The sequence below is a fragment of the Pseudomonas sp. GW821-FHT12A04 genome, assembly GCF_058807755.1.
The window spans coordinates 62,371-80,340 of record NZ_JBXAQZ010000020.1 but is presented as its reverse complement, the minus strand read 5'-3'; the positions used below and the strand labels follow the sequence as shown (position 1 = coordinate 80,340).

The window sequence follows — 17,970 nt, the reverse complement described above, 5'->3', positions numbered from 1 at the left end:
GTCAGGGTGCCGGCACCATCGGCGCCAAACGCCGAGGTGAAGTTGGCGGCAAAGCTCTGGGTATCATTGGTCGCCAGCACCGTTTCGTCCACCATCAGTGTCGGTTCCACGCCGGTGGTGTTGATGCTCGGTCCGTCGTCGTCGAAGATGATCTTGGAGCCGATTTCGGTTTTCGAAATAGAGGCCTGGACCAGCGTGAAACCACCGATATCAAAGTCGGCGTGCTCATTGCCCTTGGCATTGACGGCCGCACCGTTCTCGATAAGCACGCGGTTGTGATCCGCCGTAGTGGTGTATTCAATCTGGTAGCCGGCTTTAATGCCGGTGAGGGTTGCGACCCCTGCAGCAAAGCTGATGATGATGCTGGGATCATTCGCCGAGCCGTTTGAATTCTCGATCACCTGCCCGGCGCTGTTGAAGACGCGAACATTGGTGATGGCCACCGTCGCATCATTCGCATATCCATTGATGAAATTCACGCCAGGTTCAGCCGCGGTGCTGGATGCGCTGATTCTTACCACGGCACTCTTGCCGCTTTGCAGCTGCACAACGTCGAAACTGGCCGACTTCGCATTGAAGACGTCGGTAAAGTCGACGTTGGATTCAAGATCGGCTTCGTTCTGGTCCAGGTTGGGAATGGTCACATTCTGCCTGGCACCCGTGACGAACGAAAAGCGGATGCCCTCTTGCTCCACAATCATCTGATTGTTGGTGCCGAAGGTGGTCGGGCCACCCGCCTGGCTGGTATTGATCGTGTCGCCAGTCGTTATATTGGCGCCGCTTGACTGGTCTGCGGGGTCCTTGCCGGTGGCAATGATGGTCGGATCCGTGATCCGCAACACACCACCGACATCGACAACGTTCGGGTTCGCCTTCGTGAACATCAGGAACAGGTTCTGACCGGAAGGCGCATTGGCCAGATTGAATTCCAGGTCCTGGCTGGCGCCGATGAAAACCTTATCCAGCAGATTGAGCGAATCATCGGCATTCGTCATAACGGGATGCTTGAGCGGCTGGTACTCCACGGTCCAGATCTTGCCGCCGCTGACCGGTGATCCGGTTTCCTCAATATAAGCAGCGAACACAATCGCGCCGCTTGAGCCGCCGGCTCGACCCAGAACGATGTTGTTGTTCGTATCCGTATAGAGAAAGATGCTGGTGCCGTTGAGGGTCAACAGCCCGCTGTCCACGCCATTGAGTGGTGCGCCAGAGGTGCCGACAAAGCTGACATCGGTAATGCTTGCTCCGGGGTCAGCGGTGATGGTGAATGCATTGCTGCCTGTGTTGCCTGCGGCACCGGTATAGCCACTCAAGGCCGCGCCCGTTGCAGTACCTGCCCCCAGTGCGGCCAAACGGGTGGCGAAGGTCGAGGGCAGCGACGCCACCAAAATGTCATTGTCGTCAGCGTCCCCCGCAGGGGTTGGCGTGGCAGTGGCGTTCTGCAACCCGGCCGTTTCGTCCAGCGTTACGTCCTCGCCGGTCGCCACTACGCCCAAAACGCTGTCCGTAAAGGACGTAGTCGCCATGGCGTCGTCACCCGTGCCGACCACTCCATCGGCGCCCGCAGAGGCCGCTGTCAGCAGAAACGTTGCGCCTGCCGAGTCGTCGGGATTCACGTACCACGAAGTGGTGACGCTGCCGTTGACTTGGCCGTCAAGATCGCCGGCGCCACCGTCGGTCACGGACCAGGGCTCGTGTCCCTCGCCGGTATTGGTATCGAGCACGTCGTCGGACGTACCCCACACACTATCCGCGCCGGCACCGATGGCGTGGTCCACTTCGAGTGTCACGGTGCTGCCGGCGGCGAATCCGCTGGCCGTGATGATGGCCGTGCTGCCGGGGGCGTAGTCTTCAAGGTTGGTGGTGACGGTCGGAATGTAGGTAAAAGTCCAGTCGTGGCTGACGGGTGAAGGATGGTCACCGGCGTTATTGGCCAGGTCACTCGTGGGCGATGAGGTTTTTTTGCGCATAGTCATGACTTTCTCCTGAGCGGGGTCCAGTCATCGGGGGTCGACCTTGGACCATTTTCGGTTCTATTGGTCACAACTATGAACATGCGCCGCAGGCTGCACATCGACTGATACTCCTAGGCGGACTAGGAGTTTCAGGCTATTGGGAAGGGGAGACGGGATGACGTGAAGGAACCGAGCCGCATATTCCGCTTGTGAATGAGGACATGGCGCTGCTGTTCAAGGTCGCCGGGGCTTTAACCGCCAGCGCGTCGAACTGAGGCTGAACCTGCTCAGGCGGCCGGGTAGAAAGGCGATATGGATTTAACTGGTCGAGAAGGGCCGCTTTTTGGCCGATAGCAGTCTGTCGAATCAGTTTGAGCTTGGCTTGAATGAACACGCAGCCACATTAAACAAGCACTCCAAAGCACCCCCAAGGAGCAGCCATTGGCAGTTCCTTGGGGGTCTCCTTCGTCATTCAGATTGTGCCAGGCATAAAAAACTACCCTCAGGCCTGCGGAACTCATCGAAATGAGCCTCGTAGGTGCTTATCGATGACAATCACTCCTCTGAAACCCCTGGGTGCTAAGCAGGACGCGGTGCTTCAACAGGCGGGGTTCCGTCGTGAAACATCGTCTTCAGTTGAGCACGCAGTTCTGGTGAGTCGGTGTGCTTGTGAACACTGACCGCATGCTGCGCGGCGGCCTCGAGCAGTTCGTTTTCAGAGTCTGCGGACAGTGCGATTGAGCAGTGGGAATCGCTCGGAAACTCGCGGCAGTCGATGTATTTACGCGCCATGAATGTTTTCCTCCCTACGACGAAGGCAGGCCGTGGCCTGCGTGAACGATCGCTCGACGCGTCCCCCATACATCAAACACGACTGCATGCCGCATCGAGTGTGCTGATCGTTAAAGTATAGGCCCACCGATGTCAGGGTAGTTGTGCCAGACATAGAAAACGGTCGCGCGGAAACAGGGAGCAGATCGCGACGGCTCGGCATTTACCTGAAACTGCTGCGCATCGAAGAAAATCTCTCAGCCGCGTGGGCAGGGTGATGGTCAGTATCAATGACCACCCGGACATTCGCCGCGCATGCGATCATCCGAATCTCTTATCTGAACTGCAAAAAGAATACGAGGGTGGTTTCCTAGGCCACCCTCGCATCCGTTCACGCGCAAAGCTTCAAGCACTGCCAAAAAAGACGTCGGTATTCAGAACATCAACCCCGATCAAGGTGATGGTCGTTGTTTGTCCGCCCGTCTCGGCAACCGTCACGATGCTGTCGGCACCGGTGTTGTCGATCGATTGGACAGCGGCGTTCGGGTCGCCGTTGAGCACCAGCCTGTCCCGCACGCCCGGGCCCGCATCGAAGCCGGTGACCTGGTACAGGTTCTCATTGACTGACAGATCGATGTTGAACGCATCCTGCTCACCGATCGTGCCAACCAACGTGAAGTCGAAGGGTGCGTTGTCCGGTTCGTTGGCGAACAGGTTGGCGTCAAAGGTACTCGTCGCCGAGTCCCCGTCCTTGTCCGTCAGCGTCGCGCTGAACGCCAGCTGGACATCGCTGGCCAGACTCTCGCTCTCCTGAATGAACTGGATCACCGGGATCTTGATATCGCCCCGGCCCATCGTCAGCTGAACCGCGTCGATCAGTGTCGTACCCGCCTTCTCGACGAGGAAGGACACCTGCCCGCCAGCCTCCGGCGTCAGGGTGTTTACCTCGATGCGGTCCGAAAACGTGCCATCCGCGTAGTAGATCCGGTAGTACAGGTCCTCGGTCGCGGTGTTGTAACCCGCCACGGAGTTGTCGATGAAGACCTTCATTGCCGTCAGCAGGCTCTCTGGATTGATGACGAAACTTTCATCGACGGCGCTGATTGCCGCCAGGTTATCGCCCTGGAGCACGTTGTTGGCGACGCCGATGCCGGACGTGCTGACGTTCATGGCCCTCGGGTCGATGTACGACGGCAGGGGGTTGGTCTGTAGCGCGGCTTCGGTAGGGTCGGGTGCTCCGAGCCCGATGCCGGTCAGGATGTCCGCGGTCGACGCCAGCGCCTTCGCGGAAAAGAACACGATCTCCTCGGATGCCGAAGGAATAGCCGGGTTGCTCGTCTGCGGAATCAACAATGTGCGCACCGGATCCGGGCCGCCGGCAGCGAGCGAGCCGTCGGCACTGCTGAGCACGATCGTCGAACGGAAGCCTTGCACCAGATCCAGTGCATAGCGACCATCGGCATAGGCGGTCAACGTGTAGTCGACGGTGGTATTCGCCGTTGCGGCGTTGTTGTCGAAATCACCGGTCAAGGTTCCCGCGAACTGGTACGCGCCATTGACATCCGGTGATGGCGACAGCTCGCTGAGTGTGCCGGTCCCGGTCGTGGTCGTGTTGTCCGGCCTGACGAGAGTGAACTGGTTATTGACCAACGAGATATCCAGACCGGCCGCCCCCAGCCCGTCGGCTCCCGTCGCCATGTTCCAGAACCCGGATTGCGCAAGGACGCTACCGGTCCCGATCAGGTTGCCGAAACTGAGTGCCGGCCCGTCGTCCTTGAACACCAGGTTCTGCCCGATGTTCAGCGTCGCCTGGGCGCTGTCGCCGTCCCCGTCGGTCTTGATCGCCGTCAGCGTCACCAGGTTGTCCGAGGTCAACGTCTTCGAATCATCCGGATTGGCGGTGTTGGGATGCACCACGGCGCGGAGCTGGTCCAGCGTGACGCTGCCATTGGCGGCTACGCTGACCGTGAACACCAGCAGATTACTCGTGGCCGTGCGGCCTTCCACCACGGTGCCATTGAGCGACAGGTTCACCGCCTGGTTCGAGGCCGTGTCCGTCAATCCGGAAGCCCCGGCCACCACGCCCAGCGCATAGCTCAGGGTGCCAGCCCCATCGGCGCCAAACGCCGAGGTGAAGTTGGCGGCGAAGCTCTGGGTATCATTGGTTGCCAGTACCGTCTCGTCCACTGTCAGCGTTGGCTCCGTGCCGGTGGTGGTGATGCTCGGCCCGTCGTCCTTGAATACCAGGTTCTGCCCGATGTTCAGCGTCGCCTGGGCGCTGTCGCCCTCCTTGTCGGTAATGGTCGCGGTCAGCGTCACCAGGTTGTCCGAGGTCAAACTCGTCGAGTCATCGGGATTGGTGGCGTCGGGATGCACCACGGCGCGGAGCTGGTCGAGGGTGACATCACCGTTGGCAGCCACGCTGGCCGTGAACACCAGCAGGCTGGTGGTGGCCGTGCGGCCTTCGACCACGGTGCCGTTGAGCGACAGGTTCACCGCCTCGCCTGTCTCCGTGTCGGTCAACCCGGAAGCTCCGGCCACCACGTCCAGCGCATAGGTCAAGGTGCCGGCGCCATCGGCGCCAAACGCCGAATTGAAGTTGGCGGCAAAGTTCTGGGTATCGTTGGTCGCCAGCACCGTTTCGTCCACTGTCAGCATCGGTTCCGTGCCGGTGGTATTGATGCTCGGCCCGTCGTCCTTGAACACCAGGTTCTGCCCGATGTTGAGGGTCGCCTGGGCGCTGTCGCCGTCCCCGTCGGTCGTGGTCGCCGTCAGCGTCACCAGGTCGTCCGAGGTCAAACTCGTCGAGTCATCCGGATTGGTTGGGTCGGGATGCACCACGGCGCGGAGCTGGTCGAGGGTGACATCACCATTGGCGGCCACGCTGACCGTGAACACCAGCAGGTTGCCGAGGGCCGTGCGGCCTTCGACCACGGTGCCGTTGAGCGACAGGTTCACCGCCTCGCCTGTCTCCGTGTCGGTCAACCCGGAAGCTCCGGCCACCACGTCCAGCGCATAGGTCTGCGTGCCGGCCCCATCGGCGCCAAACGCCGAGTTGAAGTTGGCGGCAAAGCTCTGAGTGTCGTTGGTCGCCAGTACCGTCTCGTCCACCGTCAGCGTCGGCTCCGTGCCGGTGGTGCTGATGCTCGGCCCGTCGTCGTCGAAGATCATCTTGGAGCCGATTTCGGTGGTGGTAACAGAGGCTTTGACCAGCGTGAAACCACCGATATCAAAGTCGGCGTGGTCATTGCCCTTGGCATTGACGGCCGCACCGTTCTCGATAAGCACGCGGTTGTGATCCGCCGTAGTGGTGTATTCAATCTGGTAGCCGGCTTTAATGCCGGTGAGGGTTGCGACCCCTGCAGCAAAGCTGATGGTAATGGCCGGATCATTCACCGATCCGTCTGAATTCTCGATCACCAGCCCGGTGCTATTGTTGATCACGCGAACATTGGTGATGGCCACCGACGTATCGCCCGCGTATCCGTTGATGAAATTCACGCCAGGTTCAGCCGCGGTGCTGAATGCGCTGATTTTTACGATAGCGCTCTTGCCGCTTTGCAATTGCACAACGTCGAAATTGGCCGACTTCGTGTTGTAGACGTCGGTAAAGTCGACGTTGGATTCAAGGTCGGCTTCGTTCTGATCCAGGTTGGGAATGGTCACATTCTGCCTGGCACCCGTGACGAACGAAAAGCGGATGCCCTCTTGCTCCACAATCATCTGATTGTTGGTGCCGAAGGTGGTCGGGCCACCCGCCTGGCTGGTATTGATCGTGTCGCCAGTGTTTATGTTGACGCCGCTTGACTGGTCAGCAGGGTCCTTGCCGGTGGCAATGATGGTGGGATCTGTGATCCGCAACACACCGCCGTCATCGACAACGTTCGGGTTCGCCTTCGTGAACATCAGGAACAGGTTCTGACCGGAGGGCGCATTGGCCAGGCTGAACACCAGATCCTCACTGGCTCCGATGAAAACCTTATTCAGCAGATTGAGCGAGTCATCGGCATCCGTCATATCGGGATGCTTGAGCGGTTGGTACTCCACGGTCCAGATCTTGCCGCCCGTGACCGGCGAACCGGTTTCTTCAATGTAGGCAGCGAACACGATCGCACCGGCCGGGCCCCCGGCTCGGCCCACGACGATGTTGTTGTCGTTCGTATCGGTATAGAGAAGGATGCTGGTGCCATCGAGGGTATCGAGTCCGCTGTCCAGACCATTGAGCGGTGCGCCTGAACTGTCGGTGAAGCTGATATCGGTAATGCTTCCTCCGGGCGCGGCGGTGACGGTGAATGCATCGCTGCCCGTGTTGCCCGCGGCACCGGTATAGCCGCTCAAGGCCGCACCCGTGGCGGTGCCTGCCCCCAGTCCGGCCAAACGGTTAGCGAAGGTCGTGGGCAGGGACGCCACCAGAATGTCGTTGTCGTCAGCGTCCCCCGCAGGGGTTGGCGTGGCAGTGGCGTTCTGCAATCCGGCCGTTTCATCCAGGGTCACGTCTTCGCCGGTCGCCACGACGCCCAAAGCGCTGGCTGTAACCGACGTTGTCACCAATGACTCGTTGAGGTCAGTGGTGAGGGGCTGGGTGGATAGAGCGATCTGATCGTTCGTTGACGATGAGTTTTTTTTCTGAGTAGCCATGACTTTCTCCAAAGCAATTGCAGTCACCAAGGCCGGACCGCGGACCTTTTTTTGGTACATGCCACAACTATGGATAAACGCCGGGCGATATACATCGGCCGATACTCCCAGACGGGGCAGGAGATTCAGACTACTGGGAAGGGGAGACGGGATGACGCGAAGGAACGGAGTCGAATATTCCGCTTGTGAATGAGGGCATGGTGCGGGTGTTCAAGGTTGCCGGGGCTTTAACCTCCAGCGTGTCGAACTGAGGCTGAACCAGCCTGTCGAACTACATCCGCTCCTTGAAACTGGGGAAAATGATGAAGTACGAATACGTGCCAGCGTTCCAAAGTGCGCTCTACGCGCCGCAGCCGTTAGCGGCACTGGCTAACGCGCACTGATTCAACGATCCGGCAAAAACCTGTCAGACCTCACAAGCCTGACAGGTGACGTTTTACTTGGACGACGCAATATCACGGCCGCGTGGTGCTGCCGCCACGCCTTCCTCGCGTAGACGATGCAATAACAACTGCGTGTTGTCCACGCAACCCATGCCTTCAGGCTTACTTTCAACTCCCTCGATAACCAGAAGAAGTTGCGCTTTATTGAGTGCCAGCCGTTGCTGCAGGACTTCGATTTCCTCAACCTTGCGCTTGAGTCCACTGAGCAACTCTTCATGCCGCCAACCGTTCGCATTCATCGGCAGTAGTTGTCGGATTTCTTCCAGTGAAAACCCCGCCGCCTGGGCGCCCGTGATGATCTCCAAAACCCACTCCGTATCAGGTGCATAGTCCCGATACCCATTGGCTTTGCGCCCGACAGATTTGATCAGGCCGCTCGCTTCGTAAAAGCGGATCCGTGAAGGCGCCAGTCCGCTGATTTTCGCCAGTTCGCCTATTCTCATATCCCACCCCAAAAAAGCCATTGACCTTAAAGTTGACTTTAAACCTAAAGTGATTTGGCGACCAAGCTGCGCGGATGTAATGCATTGCTAAAACGCCATGGAATTCAGGGGTGGGCGAAAACCAGACCAGGACCAATCCCTGGGAACCGCCTATTGGATGGGCTGCACGTTATTGAACAAGGGCAAGGTTCAACAAGGGGCACGATCAGGACACGATTGGTCATACCCTCCATTTCATTCGGGAGATGCGAACATGGGTTATGTCACTACGCAGGACGGTGTTGAGATCTTTTACAAAGACTGGGGGCCACGGGATGCCCAGGTGATCTTTTTTCATCACGGATGGCCACTCAGTGCGGACGACTGGGATGCGCAGATGCTCTTTTTCCTGGCGAACGGTTACCGGGTCATTGCACACGACCGGCGTGGCCACGGGCGATCCAGTCAGGTCTGGGACGGCCACGACATGGATCACTATGCTGATGACGTCGCGGCCGTGGTCAACCATCTTGGGGTACAAGGCGCAGTTCATGTGGGGCACTCCACCGGCGGTGGTGAAGTCATCCATTACATTGCGCGCCACGGCGAAGACCGAGTGTCGAAGGCCGCCATAATCAGCGCCGTGCCACCCTTGATGGTTCAGACACCGAGCAATCCAGGCGGCTTGCCAAAGTCGGTTTTCGATGACTTGCAGGCACAGCTGAAGGCCAACCGCGCACAGTTCTACCATGACGTTCCAGCTGGACCTTTCTACGGTTATAACCGCCCTGGTGCAAAACCGTCTGAGGGCATCATCCGGAACTGGTGGCGACAAGGCATGATGGGCTGTGCAAAGGCGCATTATGACGGGATCGTGGCCTTTTCCCAGACCGACTTTACCGAGGATCTAAAGAGCATCACGATCCCCGTGCTGGTGATGCATGGTGATGATGACCAGATCGTGCCTTATGAAAACTCCGGGCTCTTGTCAGCCAAACTGTTGCAAAACAGCACGCTGAAAACCTACTCGGGCTTCCCGCACGGAATGCCTACGACGAACACCGATACAATCAACGCCGATTTGCTCGCTTTCCTGCGTGGTTAGTTAACTGGGGGGGGTAAAAAACTGCCCCCCAGTTTCTTCAAAGCCAAAAAAATCGATGCGTTGAAGATTCGACTAAGTGGCTGAAAACTGAGCTGACCGAGTGTCCGCTTGCGACTCCCTTCGTCTATGTTTCCTGTTCCTCACTGGTCTAAAAAAATGGGGCTGTTAATCAATTAATTATTTGCCCTGTTCAGGCTGCCCAGAGTAGTCCGGCGACGCTCAGCAGGATCATGGGCAACCCGAAGCGTGAACTCCAGGATGGCGGCATTTAGGGCGGGTAGGGCGAGCTGATTTGGGTTGATCTTGAAACGCAGTCATCGCTCTGGGTGCTCCGGCCTGCAGGTTCGCTCTTTTGGTAATTCACATCACTCAATGCTCATGGGCATGCGAATGGATGGAAAGGGCACCAGGGACCTTGGTGCGTTCAAGCCCCCCACGTTCCAGCCACCGAAGGGTCTGCTCATAGGCACGCTGCAGCAAAGACTCGGTCTGGTCAAAGTTGAAAACCGAGACATCCACCGGGCACAAGGGCGGGACGATGTGCAGACTGGTGACAGTGCGGAAGTGTTCGATGTCGCTCACCAGCTGGCGCATGCTCATCAGATTGACGGTGTGCAGGGCCAAGGCGACCAGTCCTCGGGGAGGTTGCGTCAGGTCGCAACTCACTCCGGTGGGGATTACCACGACGTTGGTGGCTCCCAAGGCTACGGCAGTCGAAATAGGTGTATTGCTTGCCACGCCGCCATCAACCAGAAACTGATCGGCGATTTGTACGCAGGGGAACACCAGCGGAATGGCAGCGCTGGCCAGTAACGCCTGCTCGAGTTCGCCACTGGACAGGACCGTCTCGGCACCACTGAGCAGGTTGGTGGTGACGATGTACAGGGGCAGCACCGCATCCTCAATGCGGTGAATGGGCAGTGCCTGACCCAGCAGCCGATTCAAGGCCGACGGCTGCAACAGATAGCCACGCCGTTTGATCAATCCTCTACAGGTATCGAACCAAGAGAGGGGGAAGATGTCAGTTTTACTCAGCCCGCGCCAGAATCCGGCGAGCGCCTGGACGCCATCGGAATCGGGTCTTGCGGCAAAGTAGGCACCGTTGATAGCGCCTACCGAAGCACCAATCACCATGTCAAACCGAACATTGGCTTCGACCAGGGCCCGCAACATTCCCACCTGCACCGCCCCCAAACTGCCACCGCCAGCGAATACGATTGCGGTTTTGGTCGTCATGGCGGAAGTCTCTGTGCGGAAATGTATCGAATGAGTGTAGCTGGCGGGGCGGCATGACTTCCGGCAGCCCGCCATATGCATTCAGTGCGCGACCTATGAAGCGGCGCTCGCCTCATTGGTAGAATTCAAATAGCAGGCCATCTCCCGTTCGACAACGTCGATCTCATTTAGCCCCCAGTTTGTAAGGGGCGCGGAAAGTTTGCCGGTCGACGCAAAACTCGCCGCCAGCAGACGGGTCATCAGCGTCTTTGCCAAGTCCAGTTGCTCCTGAAGCTCCTGAACCGCGCGATCAGCCTTGTCCAGGCTCTGTCGCAGGGCATCGCGCCCGGCAGTGATCTGTCCGACACTGGCCATCGTTTCATGTGGGTCGACCATCAATGCCGCTTTTTCTTCCAAAGATTTATCACTCATCAATGTGCTCGTTCGCTCAGGTTCAAGGTCAGGCACGCGCAGGCCTTGCCTCAGTGATATCGGCACGAGAGTTTATTCCTATAGTTTTCTATCGCACTGCTGCGCAAGGTGCCGACCAACGGCAGCGGAACCCATCAGTACCCCCGACCCGAAACGCCCGCTGAACGATTTAGCCTATCTGTTGCGTTGACCGGTTGAATCCACAACCCATAGCTGACGGTCGGCTTGGCTCAGATTCAGGTTGAGCAAGCCGGTCTCTCGAATCAACACTTCGTAAAAAACGAACAATTCGCAACGAATAAACGATTTTTACTGATGCTACATGCCCGTTAGCATGACCTCTTCCAGCCCATTTACTTCATGCAGAGACAGTCATGCAGAAGGCCATCCAATGCCGCGGTTTCGAGATTACTTCAGCAAGCGCCTGGCCTACCGCTTAAGTCACTGCGCCGCCCGCATTGGGGCGGGTGATCGTGCGGCGCTATATGAGTATCGGCCAATCTTGGATAGTTAAATGACCACCATTAGCGTCGGCCAATCTTGGATGTGGGCCGCCTTTATCGGGTTCGTCCTCGCCATGCTGGCGCTGGATCTTTTCGTTTTCGGCGGGCGCAAGGCGCATCGTGTTTCGGTACGCGAAGCGCTGGCCTGGGTCATCGCCTGGACCAGTTTGGCGTTGGTCTTCTCCGTCCTGCTCTGGTGGTATCTGCGCAGCATGTTCGGCGCCGAAGTGGCCCAGCGTACAACGCTCGAATTCCTGACGGGCTACCTGATCGAGCAGTCGCTGTCGATCGACAACATGTTCGTTTTCGTGATGATCTTCGGCTATTTCGCCGTGCCGCCAGAGTTGCAGCGCCGCGTCCTGCTCTATGGCGTGCTCGGCGCCATCATCATGCGCGCCGGTATGATTTTCGCCGGTGTCTGGCTGGTGCAGGAGTTTGCCTGGCTGCTCTATGTCTTTGGCGCTTTCCTCCTCATCACCGGCTTCAAGATGCTGATCTTCGCCAACCAGCAGCCAGAGCTCGAAAAGAACCCTTTGCTGCGCTGGCTGCGTAGCCATCTTCGCATCACCGACGGTTTTCACGGCGAGCGCTTCTTCGTGCGCCAGAACGGCCTGCGCTGGGCGACGCCGCTGTTCCCGGTGCTGGTGCTGATCGAGGCCAGCGACCTGGTGTTCGCGGTCGACAGCATCCCGGCTATCTTCGCCGTCACCACCGACCCCTTCATCGTGTTCACCTCCAACATCTTCGCCATCATGGGCATGCGCGCACTGTATTTTCTACTTGCCGACATGGCCTACCGTTTCCACTTGCTCAAATATGGTCTGGCCATCGTACTGGTGTTCATCGGCGGCAAGATGCTGGTCGCGCCGTGGTGGCACATGCCGATCCAATGGTCGCTGACCACGGTCGGCGGCATCATCTTGATTTCGGTACTGTTGAGCCTGACTTTGACGAAGAGCAAAACACGGGTTACGGGAGAATAAGGATGAATTTGAGACAAGAACGGGCGATGGCGGCACCGACGCTAGCTGAGCGCGACAGTGATGGTCGACTGATCGGCGTAGTCATCGACCGGTTGAATCCACAACCCAAAGCAGACGGTGGCGACAGGCAAAAGTCGGCCAATAGTGGCTTACCTGAAAATCAAGCTTTCAACAAAGCATCCGCGATTGTTCCTGAAAAAGTCGTCTCTACCGGCCCGGTGAGAAAAACTGATCCCACGCCATCCCATTGAACCGTTACAACTCCGCCGTCACATTCAACCTCAACGCAATTGTCTAACAAGCCACGACGAATTCCGTTAACCGCGGCGCCACAAGAGCAGGAACCTGAACCCAGAGGGATACCACCCCCGCGCTCCCAAATTCGCAACCGGATGTGCTTTCGGTCAATGATCTGGACGAAATGCACGTTCGTCCTGAGGGGAAACAAGGGGTTGGTTTCAACTCCCGGTCCAATCGTCGCAATTTCAACGGCTGCCAGGTCATCCACAAAATAGGTGCAGTGCGGATTTCCCATGCTGCAAGCTGTTGGGTGACCGGCAAGTGGCATCACTAAAGTGTCCATTTCCAAAGCCAGAGGAACATCCGACCAGCCCAAAAGTGGCTTTCCCATGTTTACAGAGATGGCGCCGGTTGAAGTTCGTTCGCAAGTCAGCAGGCCACGGTTGGTTCGCAGTGCTGCCGAAGTCATATTGGATTCACGCATCAGCATATCAGCGGCCCCGCGCGTTGCGCTGCCACAAGCGTCCAGCGTTGAGCCATCTGCATTCCAGAACATCAAACGCGCATCTGCATCATCGCAATCAAACACCACCGCGAGTTGGTTGAAGCCGATTCCTCGGTTCCGATCTCCCATTAGACGAGCCATATTGCTGGTGATTGGATTCGGTGATTTTCGCGAGTCGACGATAACGAAATCATCGCCATTGGCGTGCATTTTATGAAAGCTGAGCGGCATAAATAGACCTGGCAGCAAGACATGTGATGAGTTGACGTTTTAAAGCGATCTATCCCTATTCGCATGACTTTTGCAAGCTACGTGAAAACTCATGAGGCGAATGTGTTTGGCAGACTGGACACATCGTTGTGTTTGATTCGTCACCGGCAGCTTTTGGCCGAATCAGGTCAGTTTCGACAGGCGAAGACTGACCCGATGCAGGGAGTCTCTTTCACTTTTCGAGACTCTCGGTATGGCTGACAGCTACCTGCCGCCCGCGCTCCAGGTTGACGCCGGCCAGGATCAGCAGGCCGACAACGAAATAGCTGCCGGTAATCAGCATCGCCAGGCGGTGATCGCCTCCGGACAGCCAACTGGTCAGGCCGTAAGTCATGGGGCCGAGGATTGCCGACAGTTTGACGGCCAGCCCCCAGAGGCCGAAGAACTCCGCCAGCCGCGTCGGCGGCGCGAGCAGACCGACTATCGCACGTCCGGCCGATTGGCTGGCGCCCATGCACAGACCGGCGAGGTTGGCCGCCAGCCAGAACAGCCCGGGGCCGCGCGCGACCCAGACCAGACCGACCATGCCGAGCCAGCCCAGCAGGGTCAGCGCCAGCGTGGTGCGATGGCCGAGGCGATCCTGCAGCCAACCGAACAGCACGGCACCGATGGAGGCCGTGATATTCACCACGAAGATCAGCAGCAGCGTGTCCTGGGTACTGAAGCCCATGACCTGATTGGCATAGATGGCAGCCAGGGTGATCACCGCCGAGATACCGGCCTGGTAGCAGACGGTGCAGGCAAGGAAGCGCAGCAGGTCACGATAGCGGTCGGCTTCGCGCAGCGTCTGCGCGAAGCGCGCTAGCACCGCTTGCGGGATAGGCCTGTCGCTGCTCCCTGTCTGCGGCAGGCTGCGTTCACGCAAGAACAGGAAGGTCGGTACGCTGGCCAACGCGAACAAGACCGCAGTGATCAGCATGCACACCGGCACGAACTGCGCCGCCGTCTGGCCTTGCGCCTGGGCCCAGCTGACGAAGGCCAGGCAGGCACCCAGGCTGACCAGGCCGCCTATATAGCCAAACCCCCAGCCCCAGCCGGACACCTTGCCCAAGGCATCCGCACGGGCGAGCTGGGGCAGGAAGGCGGCAATCAGGTTCTCGCCGCTGCCGAAGCAGTAGTTGGATAGCACGATGAACAGAATCGCAACGCCGAGCTCCCCCGGCCCGGCCAACGCCAGTCCAGCGGTAAAGGCGACGCAACCGATCGTGCTGAACAGCAGCAGGCGTTTCTTGCAGGCGAACGCGTCGGCGTAGGCACCGATCAGCGGAGCGGTCAGGATGATCAAGGCGTAAGAGAGGGATATGGCGCTGGTCCAGGCCAGCGTACCCCAGGCTTCGCCCTTGGCGACCACGGCGACGAAGTAGGCGTTGAACACGGCGGTGATCACCACGGTCGTGTAACCGGAGTTGGCGAAATCGAACATCGCCCAGGCCCAGATTTCTCGGCGTGTCACTCCGGGGGCAAGGCTGGCTGGCATGGCAGATCTCTCTGCAGGGGCTGCGTTCTTCAGAAGCCTAGCCCCGGCTCACCCATCCTGCGAGCGCTGCAGCTGATGATGGCATTCCCAGTCGTCTCAGTAGGCGCATAATGGCAATTGGCAAGGATCTACACACAGATTGTTTTGTCATGAGGGGCTGCCGATGCCTCGTCCGCCTCCAGAAACCCGTGCCGTTCCCCGTTGCGATGGGGACGCGGAAAAATTGCTCGAAATTGTCCGGCGCACCGTGGTCGAGCTGCGCCCGCAAGCGGCAGAAGGTTTGCAAGTCACCTTGCACAGCGTGCTGGATCGGGATCTGGGCGTAGACAGCCTGGCTCGAGTCGAGCTCTGGTCACGTATCGAGCACGAATTCGGTGTGCGCTTGCCAGAAAACCTGTTCGCCTCGGCAGACACCCCCACCGACATACTGCGCGTGCTGCACAGCAGGCATGGCGCCGAGGCCGTACGTCCGTTGCCCACCAGCGACTCCAGCGAGACCCTGATAGCAACAGGGCAGACGCCAGACGCCGCGCGGACCTTGATCGAGGTACTGGACTGGCATGTGCGCCAGCAGCCGCAGCATCTTCACGTGCGCCTGCTAGGTGAAAGTGACCAGCAGGAAGATATCAGCTATGGCGCCTTGCACCAGGGGGCCTTGGCCGTTGCCGCAGGGCTGCAACGCAGTGGCTTGCACGCCGGTCAGACCGTGGCCCTGATGCTGCCCACAGGCCGCGACTTTCTCCAGGGCTTTTTCGGCATCCTGTTGGCCGGTGGTGTGCCGGTGCCCATCTACCCACCGCTGCGCCTGTCGCAGATAGAGGATCATCTGCGCCGCCAGGCCGGTATTCTGCGCAACGCCGAGGCCAAAGTGCTGATTACCGTGACGCAAGCGAAGCTGCTCGCCCGGTTGCTCCAGCCGCAGGTCCCGAGCCTGACGCGCATTGCCAGTGTGGCCGAGCTGACAGGCGAGGGGGGCGAGTGTGTCACACCGCCGCGGCAACCGGATGACATCGCCTTCCTGCAGTACACCTCGGGCAGTACTGGCCAGCCCAAGGGTGTGATGGTCAGCCACGCCAATCTGCTGGCCAATCTGCGCGCCATGGGGAGGGCTCTGAAGGTGGGGCCGCAAGACGTGTTCGTCAGCTGGCTGCCCATGTACCACGACATGGGATTGATCGGTGCCTGGCTGGGCAGCCTGTACTACGGCTACAGCCTGATGCTGATGTCGCCGCTGGCTTTCCTGGCACGGCCGGCGCGTTGGCTATGGGCCATCGACCGCTTCCGCGGCACGTTGTCGGCGGCGCCCAACTTTGCCTACGAACTGTGCCTGAACAAACTTGCTGACGGCGACCTCGAGGGCCTGGACCTGAGCAGTTGGCGCCTGGCCTTCAACGGTGCCGAACCGGTCAGCCCGCAGACCTTGCAGCGCTTCGCCGAACGCTTCGCTCGCTACGGCTTGGCGCCCACTGCGCTGGCGCCCGTCTATGGGTTGGCCGAGGCCACACTGGGCGTGGCCTTTCCTCCCCTGGACCGAGGACCGCTGATCGACCGGGTACAGCGCGACGCGTTCCAGGCCCGCGGCAATGCACTGCCCGTCGAAGCGGATGCCAGCGCAACGCTGCGCTTCGTCTCCAGCGGTCGACCACTGCCGGGCCATCAGATTCGTATTGTCGATGGCAGCGGAATCGAACTGCCCGAACGCAGCGAAGGGCACCTGCAATTTCGCGGGCCGTCTACCTCGACAGGCTACTACCGCAACCCCGAAGAGACCCGCCGGGTGCTGCGCGATGGCTGGTTCGACTCGCTCGACTTCGCCTACATGGCCGGCGGCGAGGTCTACCTGACCGGCCGCGCCAAGGACTTGATCATCCGTGCCGGGCGCAACATCTACCCCTACGATGTCGAAGCAGCGGTCGGCAATCTGCCCGGGCTGCGCAAAGGCTGCATCGCGGTGTTCGGCAGTCCGGAGCCGGCCACCGGCACCGAGCGCCTGGTGGTGTTGGCGGAAAGCTACGAGAAGGACGCTGCTGCGCGGCAACAGCTGCAGCAGGAGGTCAACCGTATCGTGTTCGACCTCACCGGTGTGGCGCCCGACGATATCGTTCTGGCGCCACCGCATAGCGTACTGAAAACCTCCAGCGGAAAGCTTCGCCGTGCTGCCAGTCGTGAACTGTATGAGCGCGGCGAAGTGGGGCGGCCGCACCTGGCCGTTTGGCGCCAGCTGCTGCGCCTGGTATTGCAGGCCTTGCGCGGGCATTTCGGTCGCAGCTGGCAGACCTGCCGCGCCGCGTTGTATGCCACTTACATCTGGCTGCTGTTCTGGCTGGTCACACCGCTGACCTGGCTGGTCGTTGCGATCCTGCCGCGCCAGCGTTGGTGTCGCAGCTTTACCCGTACGGCCTCCCGGCTGTTTCTGCGCCTGGCGGGTGTTCCGTTCAGTGTCACGGGACTCGAGCGCCTGCCTTCCTCCTCGGTGAGCGTGCTGGCCGCAAACCATGCCAGCTACCTCGATGGTGTCATTCTCAGCGCGGCCCTACCGCCGCAATTCAGCTTCGTTGCCAAGCGCGAATTGGCTGGCCAGTGGATCGCCGGCCGGTTCCTGCGCAAGCTCGGCGCCCGCTTTGTCGAACGCTTCGACCTGCAGCGCAGCGCCGCAGACACCGAGCCCCTGGCCGAGGCGCTGCAGGCTGGCCAGCCCCTGGTGTTCTTTCCCGAGGGAACCTTCACCCGCGAGCCAGGATTGCGAACGTTCCACATGGGCGCCTTCGTGCTAGCTGCGCGTGCCGGCGTGCCGCTGCTGCCGGTCGCAATTTGCGGCACGCGCAAGGTGCTGCGCGACGGTCAGTGGTACCCGCGCCACGGTGCAATCCACGTCAACGTCTGTCCTCCGCTGTTGGCAGACGGGCCGGACTGGATGGAGGCAATCAAGCTGCGGGATGCGACGATAGCGATGCTGCTAGAGCACCTGGATGAATCGGAACGAGCCCAGCGCCCAGGTTAGGCGACTACTT

Annotated in this window: 11 protein-coding genes and 1 pseudogene; 4 read left to right on the top strand and 8 right to left on the bottom strand. The window is 59.6% G+C overall.

All coding sequences use genetic code 11. The annotated features are described in order from the left end of the window. From AC1RS8_RS26405 to AC1RS8_RS26395, 3 genes are all read right to left on the bottom strand, one after another. Positions 1-1,526: DUF5801 repeats-in-toxin domain-containing protein (locus AC1RS8_RS26405; protein ID WP_493164015.1), on the bottom strand; the 1,526-nt coding region annotated here is incomplete at its 3' end. A gap of 1,008 nt (positions 1,527-2,534) precedes the next feature. Next, complete coding sequence (locus AC1RS8_RS26400; protein ID WP_008001113.1) at positions 2,535-2,747, bottom strand: DUF1059 domain-containing protein; 213 nt, start codon at positions 2,745-2,747, stop codon at positions 2,535-2,537. Between the two features lie 384 nt (positions 2,748-3,131). Beyond that, positions 3,132-7,364 (bottom strand): DUF5801 repeats-in-toxin domain-containing protein, encoded by a 4,233-nt coding sequence (locus AC1RS8_RS26395; RefSeq protein ID WP_489338608.1) that lies wholly within the window; start codon positions 7,362-7,364, stop codon positions 3,132-3,134. Positions 7,365-7,624: 260 nt separating this feature from the next. Here AC1RS8_RS26395 and AC1RS8_RS26390 point away from each other — a divergent pair. After that, positions 7,625-7,747 (top strand): annotated as a pseudogene (locus tag AC1RS8_RS26390) (acetoacetate decarboxylase (ADC)); the annotation flags it as partial. 53 nt (positions 7,748-7,800) lie between these two features. Here AC1RS8_RS26390 and AC1RS8_RS26385 read toward each other — a convergent pair. Then, positions 7,801-8,250: a MerR family transcriptional regulator gene (locus AC1RS8_RS26385; RefSeq protein WP_057716598.1), complete on the bottom strand. Its 450-nt coding sequence runs from the start codon at positions 8,248-8,250 to the stop codon at positions 7,801-7,803. Positions 8,251-8,503: 253 nt separating this feature from the next. Here AC1RS8_RS26385 and AC1RS8_RS26380 point away from each other — a divergent pair, with 253 nt between their 5' ends. Then, a complete protein-coding gene (locus tag AC1RS8_RS26380) occupies positions 8,504-9,334 on the top strand; it encodes an alpha/beta fold hydrolase (RefSeq protein ID WP_489338607.1) in 831 nt (276 codons plus the stop codon). A gap of 369 nt (positions 9,335-9,703) precedes the next feature. On the opposite strand, the gene AC1RS8_RS26375 is transcribed toward AC1RS8_RS26380, so the two are convergent. Then, positions 9,704-10,570: a patatin-like phospholipase family protein gene (locus AC1RS8_RS26375; protein ID WP_057714630.1), complete on the bottom strand. Its 867-nt coding sequence runs from the start codon at positions 10,568-10,570 to the stop codon at positions 9,704-9,706. Positions 10,571-10,663: 93 nt separating this feature from the next. Then, complete coding sequence (locus tag AC1RS8_RS26370) at positions 10,664-10,981, bottom strand: hypothetical protein (RefSeq protein WP_340312105.1); 318 nt, start codon at positions 10,979-10,981, stop codon at positions 10,664-10,666. Between the two features lie 514 nt (positions 10,982-11,495). On the opposite strand from AC1RS8_RS26370, the gene AC1RS8_RS26365 reads away from it, so the two are divergent. Beyond that, the gene (locus tag AC1RS8_RS26365; RefSeq protein ID WP_489338606.1) at positions 11,496-12,467 is read left to right on the top strand and encodes a TerC family protein; all 972 of its coding nucleotides are present in this window, start codon (positions 11,496-11,498) and stop codon (positions 12,465-12,467) included. A gap of 160 nt (positions 12,468-12,627) precedes the next feature. Here AC1RS8_RS26365 and dapF read toward each other — a convergent pair whose 3' ends face one another. Both dapF and AC1RS8_RS26355 read right to left on the bottom strand, forming a co-directional pair. After that, positions 12,628-13,443: a diaminopimelate epimerase gene (gene dapF, locus AC1RS8_RS26360; RefSeq protein ID WP_489338605.1), complete on the bottom strand. Its 816-nt coding sequence runs from the start codon at positions 13,441-13,443 to the stop codon at positions 12,628-12,630. Positions 13,444-13,654: 211 nt separating this feature from the next. Next, positions 13,655-14,959, bottom strand: coding sequence for an MFS transporter (locus AC1RS8_RS26355; protein WP_489338604.1), 1,305 nt, complete (start codon positions 14,957-14,959; stop codon positions 13,655-13,657). Positions 14,960-15,122: 163 nt separating this feature from the next. Between AC1RS8_RS26355 and AC1RS8_RS26350 the strand changes: the two genes are divergently transcribed. Next, positions 15,123-17,960 (top strand): AMP-binding protein, encoded by a 2,838-nt coding sequence (locus AC1RS8_RS26350; protein WP_489338603.1) that lies wholly within the window; start codon positions 15,123-15,125, stop codon positions 17,958-17,960. Positions 17,961-17,970 lie beyond the last annotated feature (10 nt).

What these genes read in the sequence shown, in the direction of transcription:
- AC1RS8_RS26365 (WP_489338606.1), top strand. Translation starts at nt 11,496, where the DNA reads ATGACCACCATTAGCGTCGGCCAATCTTGGATGTGGGCCGCCTTTATC.
- dapF (WP_489338605.1), bottom strand. Translation starts at nt 13,443, where the DNA reads ATGCCGCTCAGCTTTCATAAAATGCACGCCAATGGCGATGATTTCGTT.
- AC1RS8_RS26350 (WP_489338603.1), top strand. Translation starts at nt 15,123, where the DNA reads ATGCCTCGTCCGCCTCCAGAAACCCGTGCCGTTCCCCGTTGCGATGGG.
- AC1RS8_RS26370 (WP_340312105.1), bottom strand. Translation starts at nt 10,981, where the DNA reads ATGAGTGATAAATCTTTGGAAGAAAAAGCGGCATTGATGGTCGACCCA.
- AC1RS8_RS26385 (WP_057716598.1), bottom strand. Translation starts at nt 8,250, where the DNA reads ATGAGAATAGGCGAACTGGCGAAAATCAGCGGACTGGCGCCTTCACGG.
- AC1RS8_RS26375 (WP_057714630.1), bottom strand. Translation starts at nt 10,570, where the DNA reads ATGACGACCAAAACCGCAATCGTATTCGCTGGCGGTGGCAGTTTGGGG.
- AC1RS8_RS26400 (WP_008001113.1), bottom strand. Translation starts at nt 2,747, where the DNA reads ATGGCGCGTAAATACATCGACTGCCGCGAGTTTCCGAGCGATTCCCAC.
- AC1RS8_RS26355 (WP_489338604.1), bottom strand. Translation starts at nt 14,959, where the DNA reads ATGCCAGCCAGCCTTGCCCCCGGAGTGACACGCCGAGAAATCTGGGCC.
- AC1RS8_RS26395 (WP_489338608.1), bottom strand. Translation starts at nt 7,364, where the DNA reads ATGGCTACTCAGAAAAAAAACTCATCGTCAACGAACGATCAGATCGCT.
- AC1RS8_RS26380 (WP_489338607.1), top strand. Translation starts at nt 8,504, where the DNA reads ATGGGTTATGTCACTACGCAGGACGGTGTTGAGATCTTTTACAAAGAC.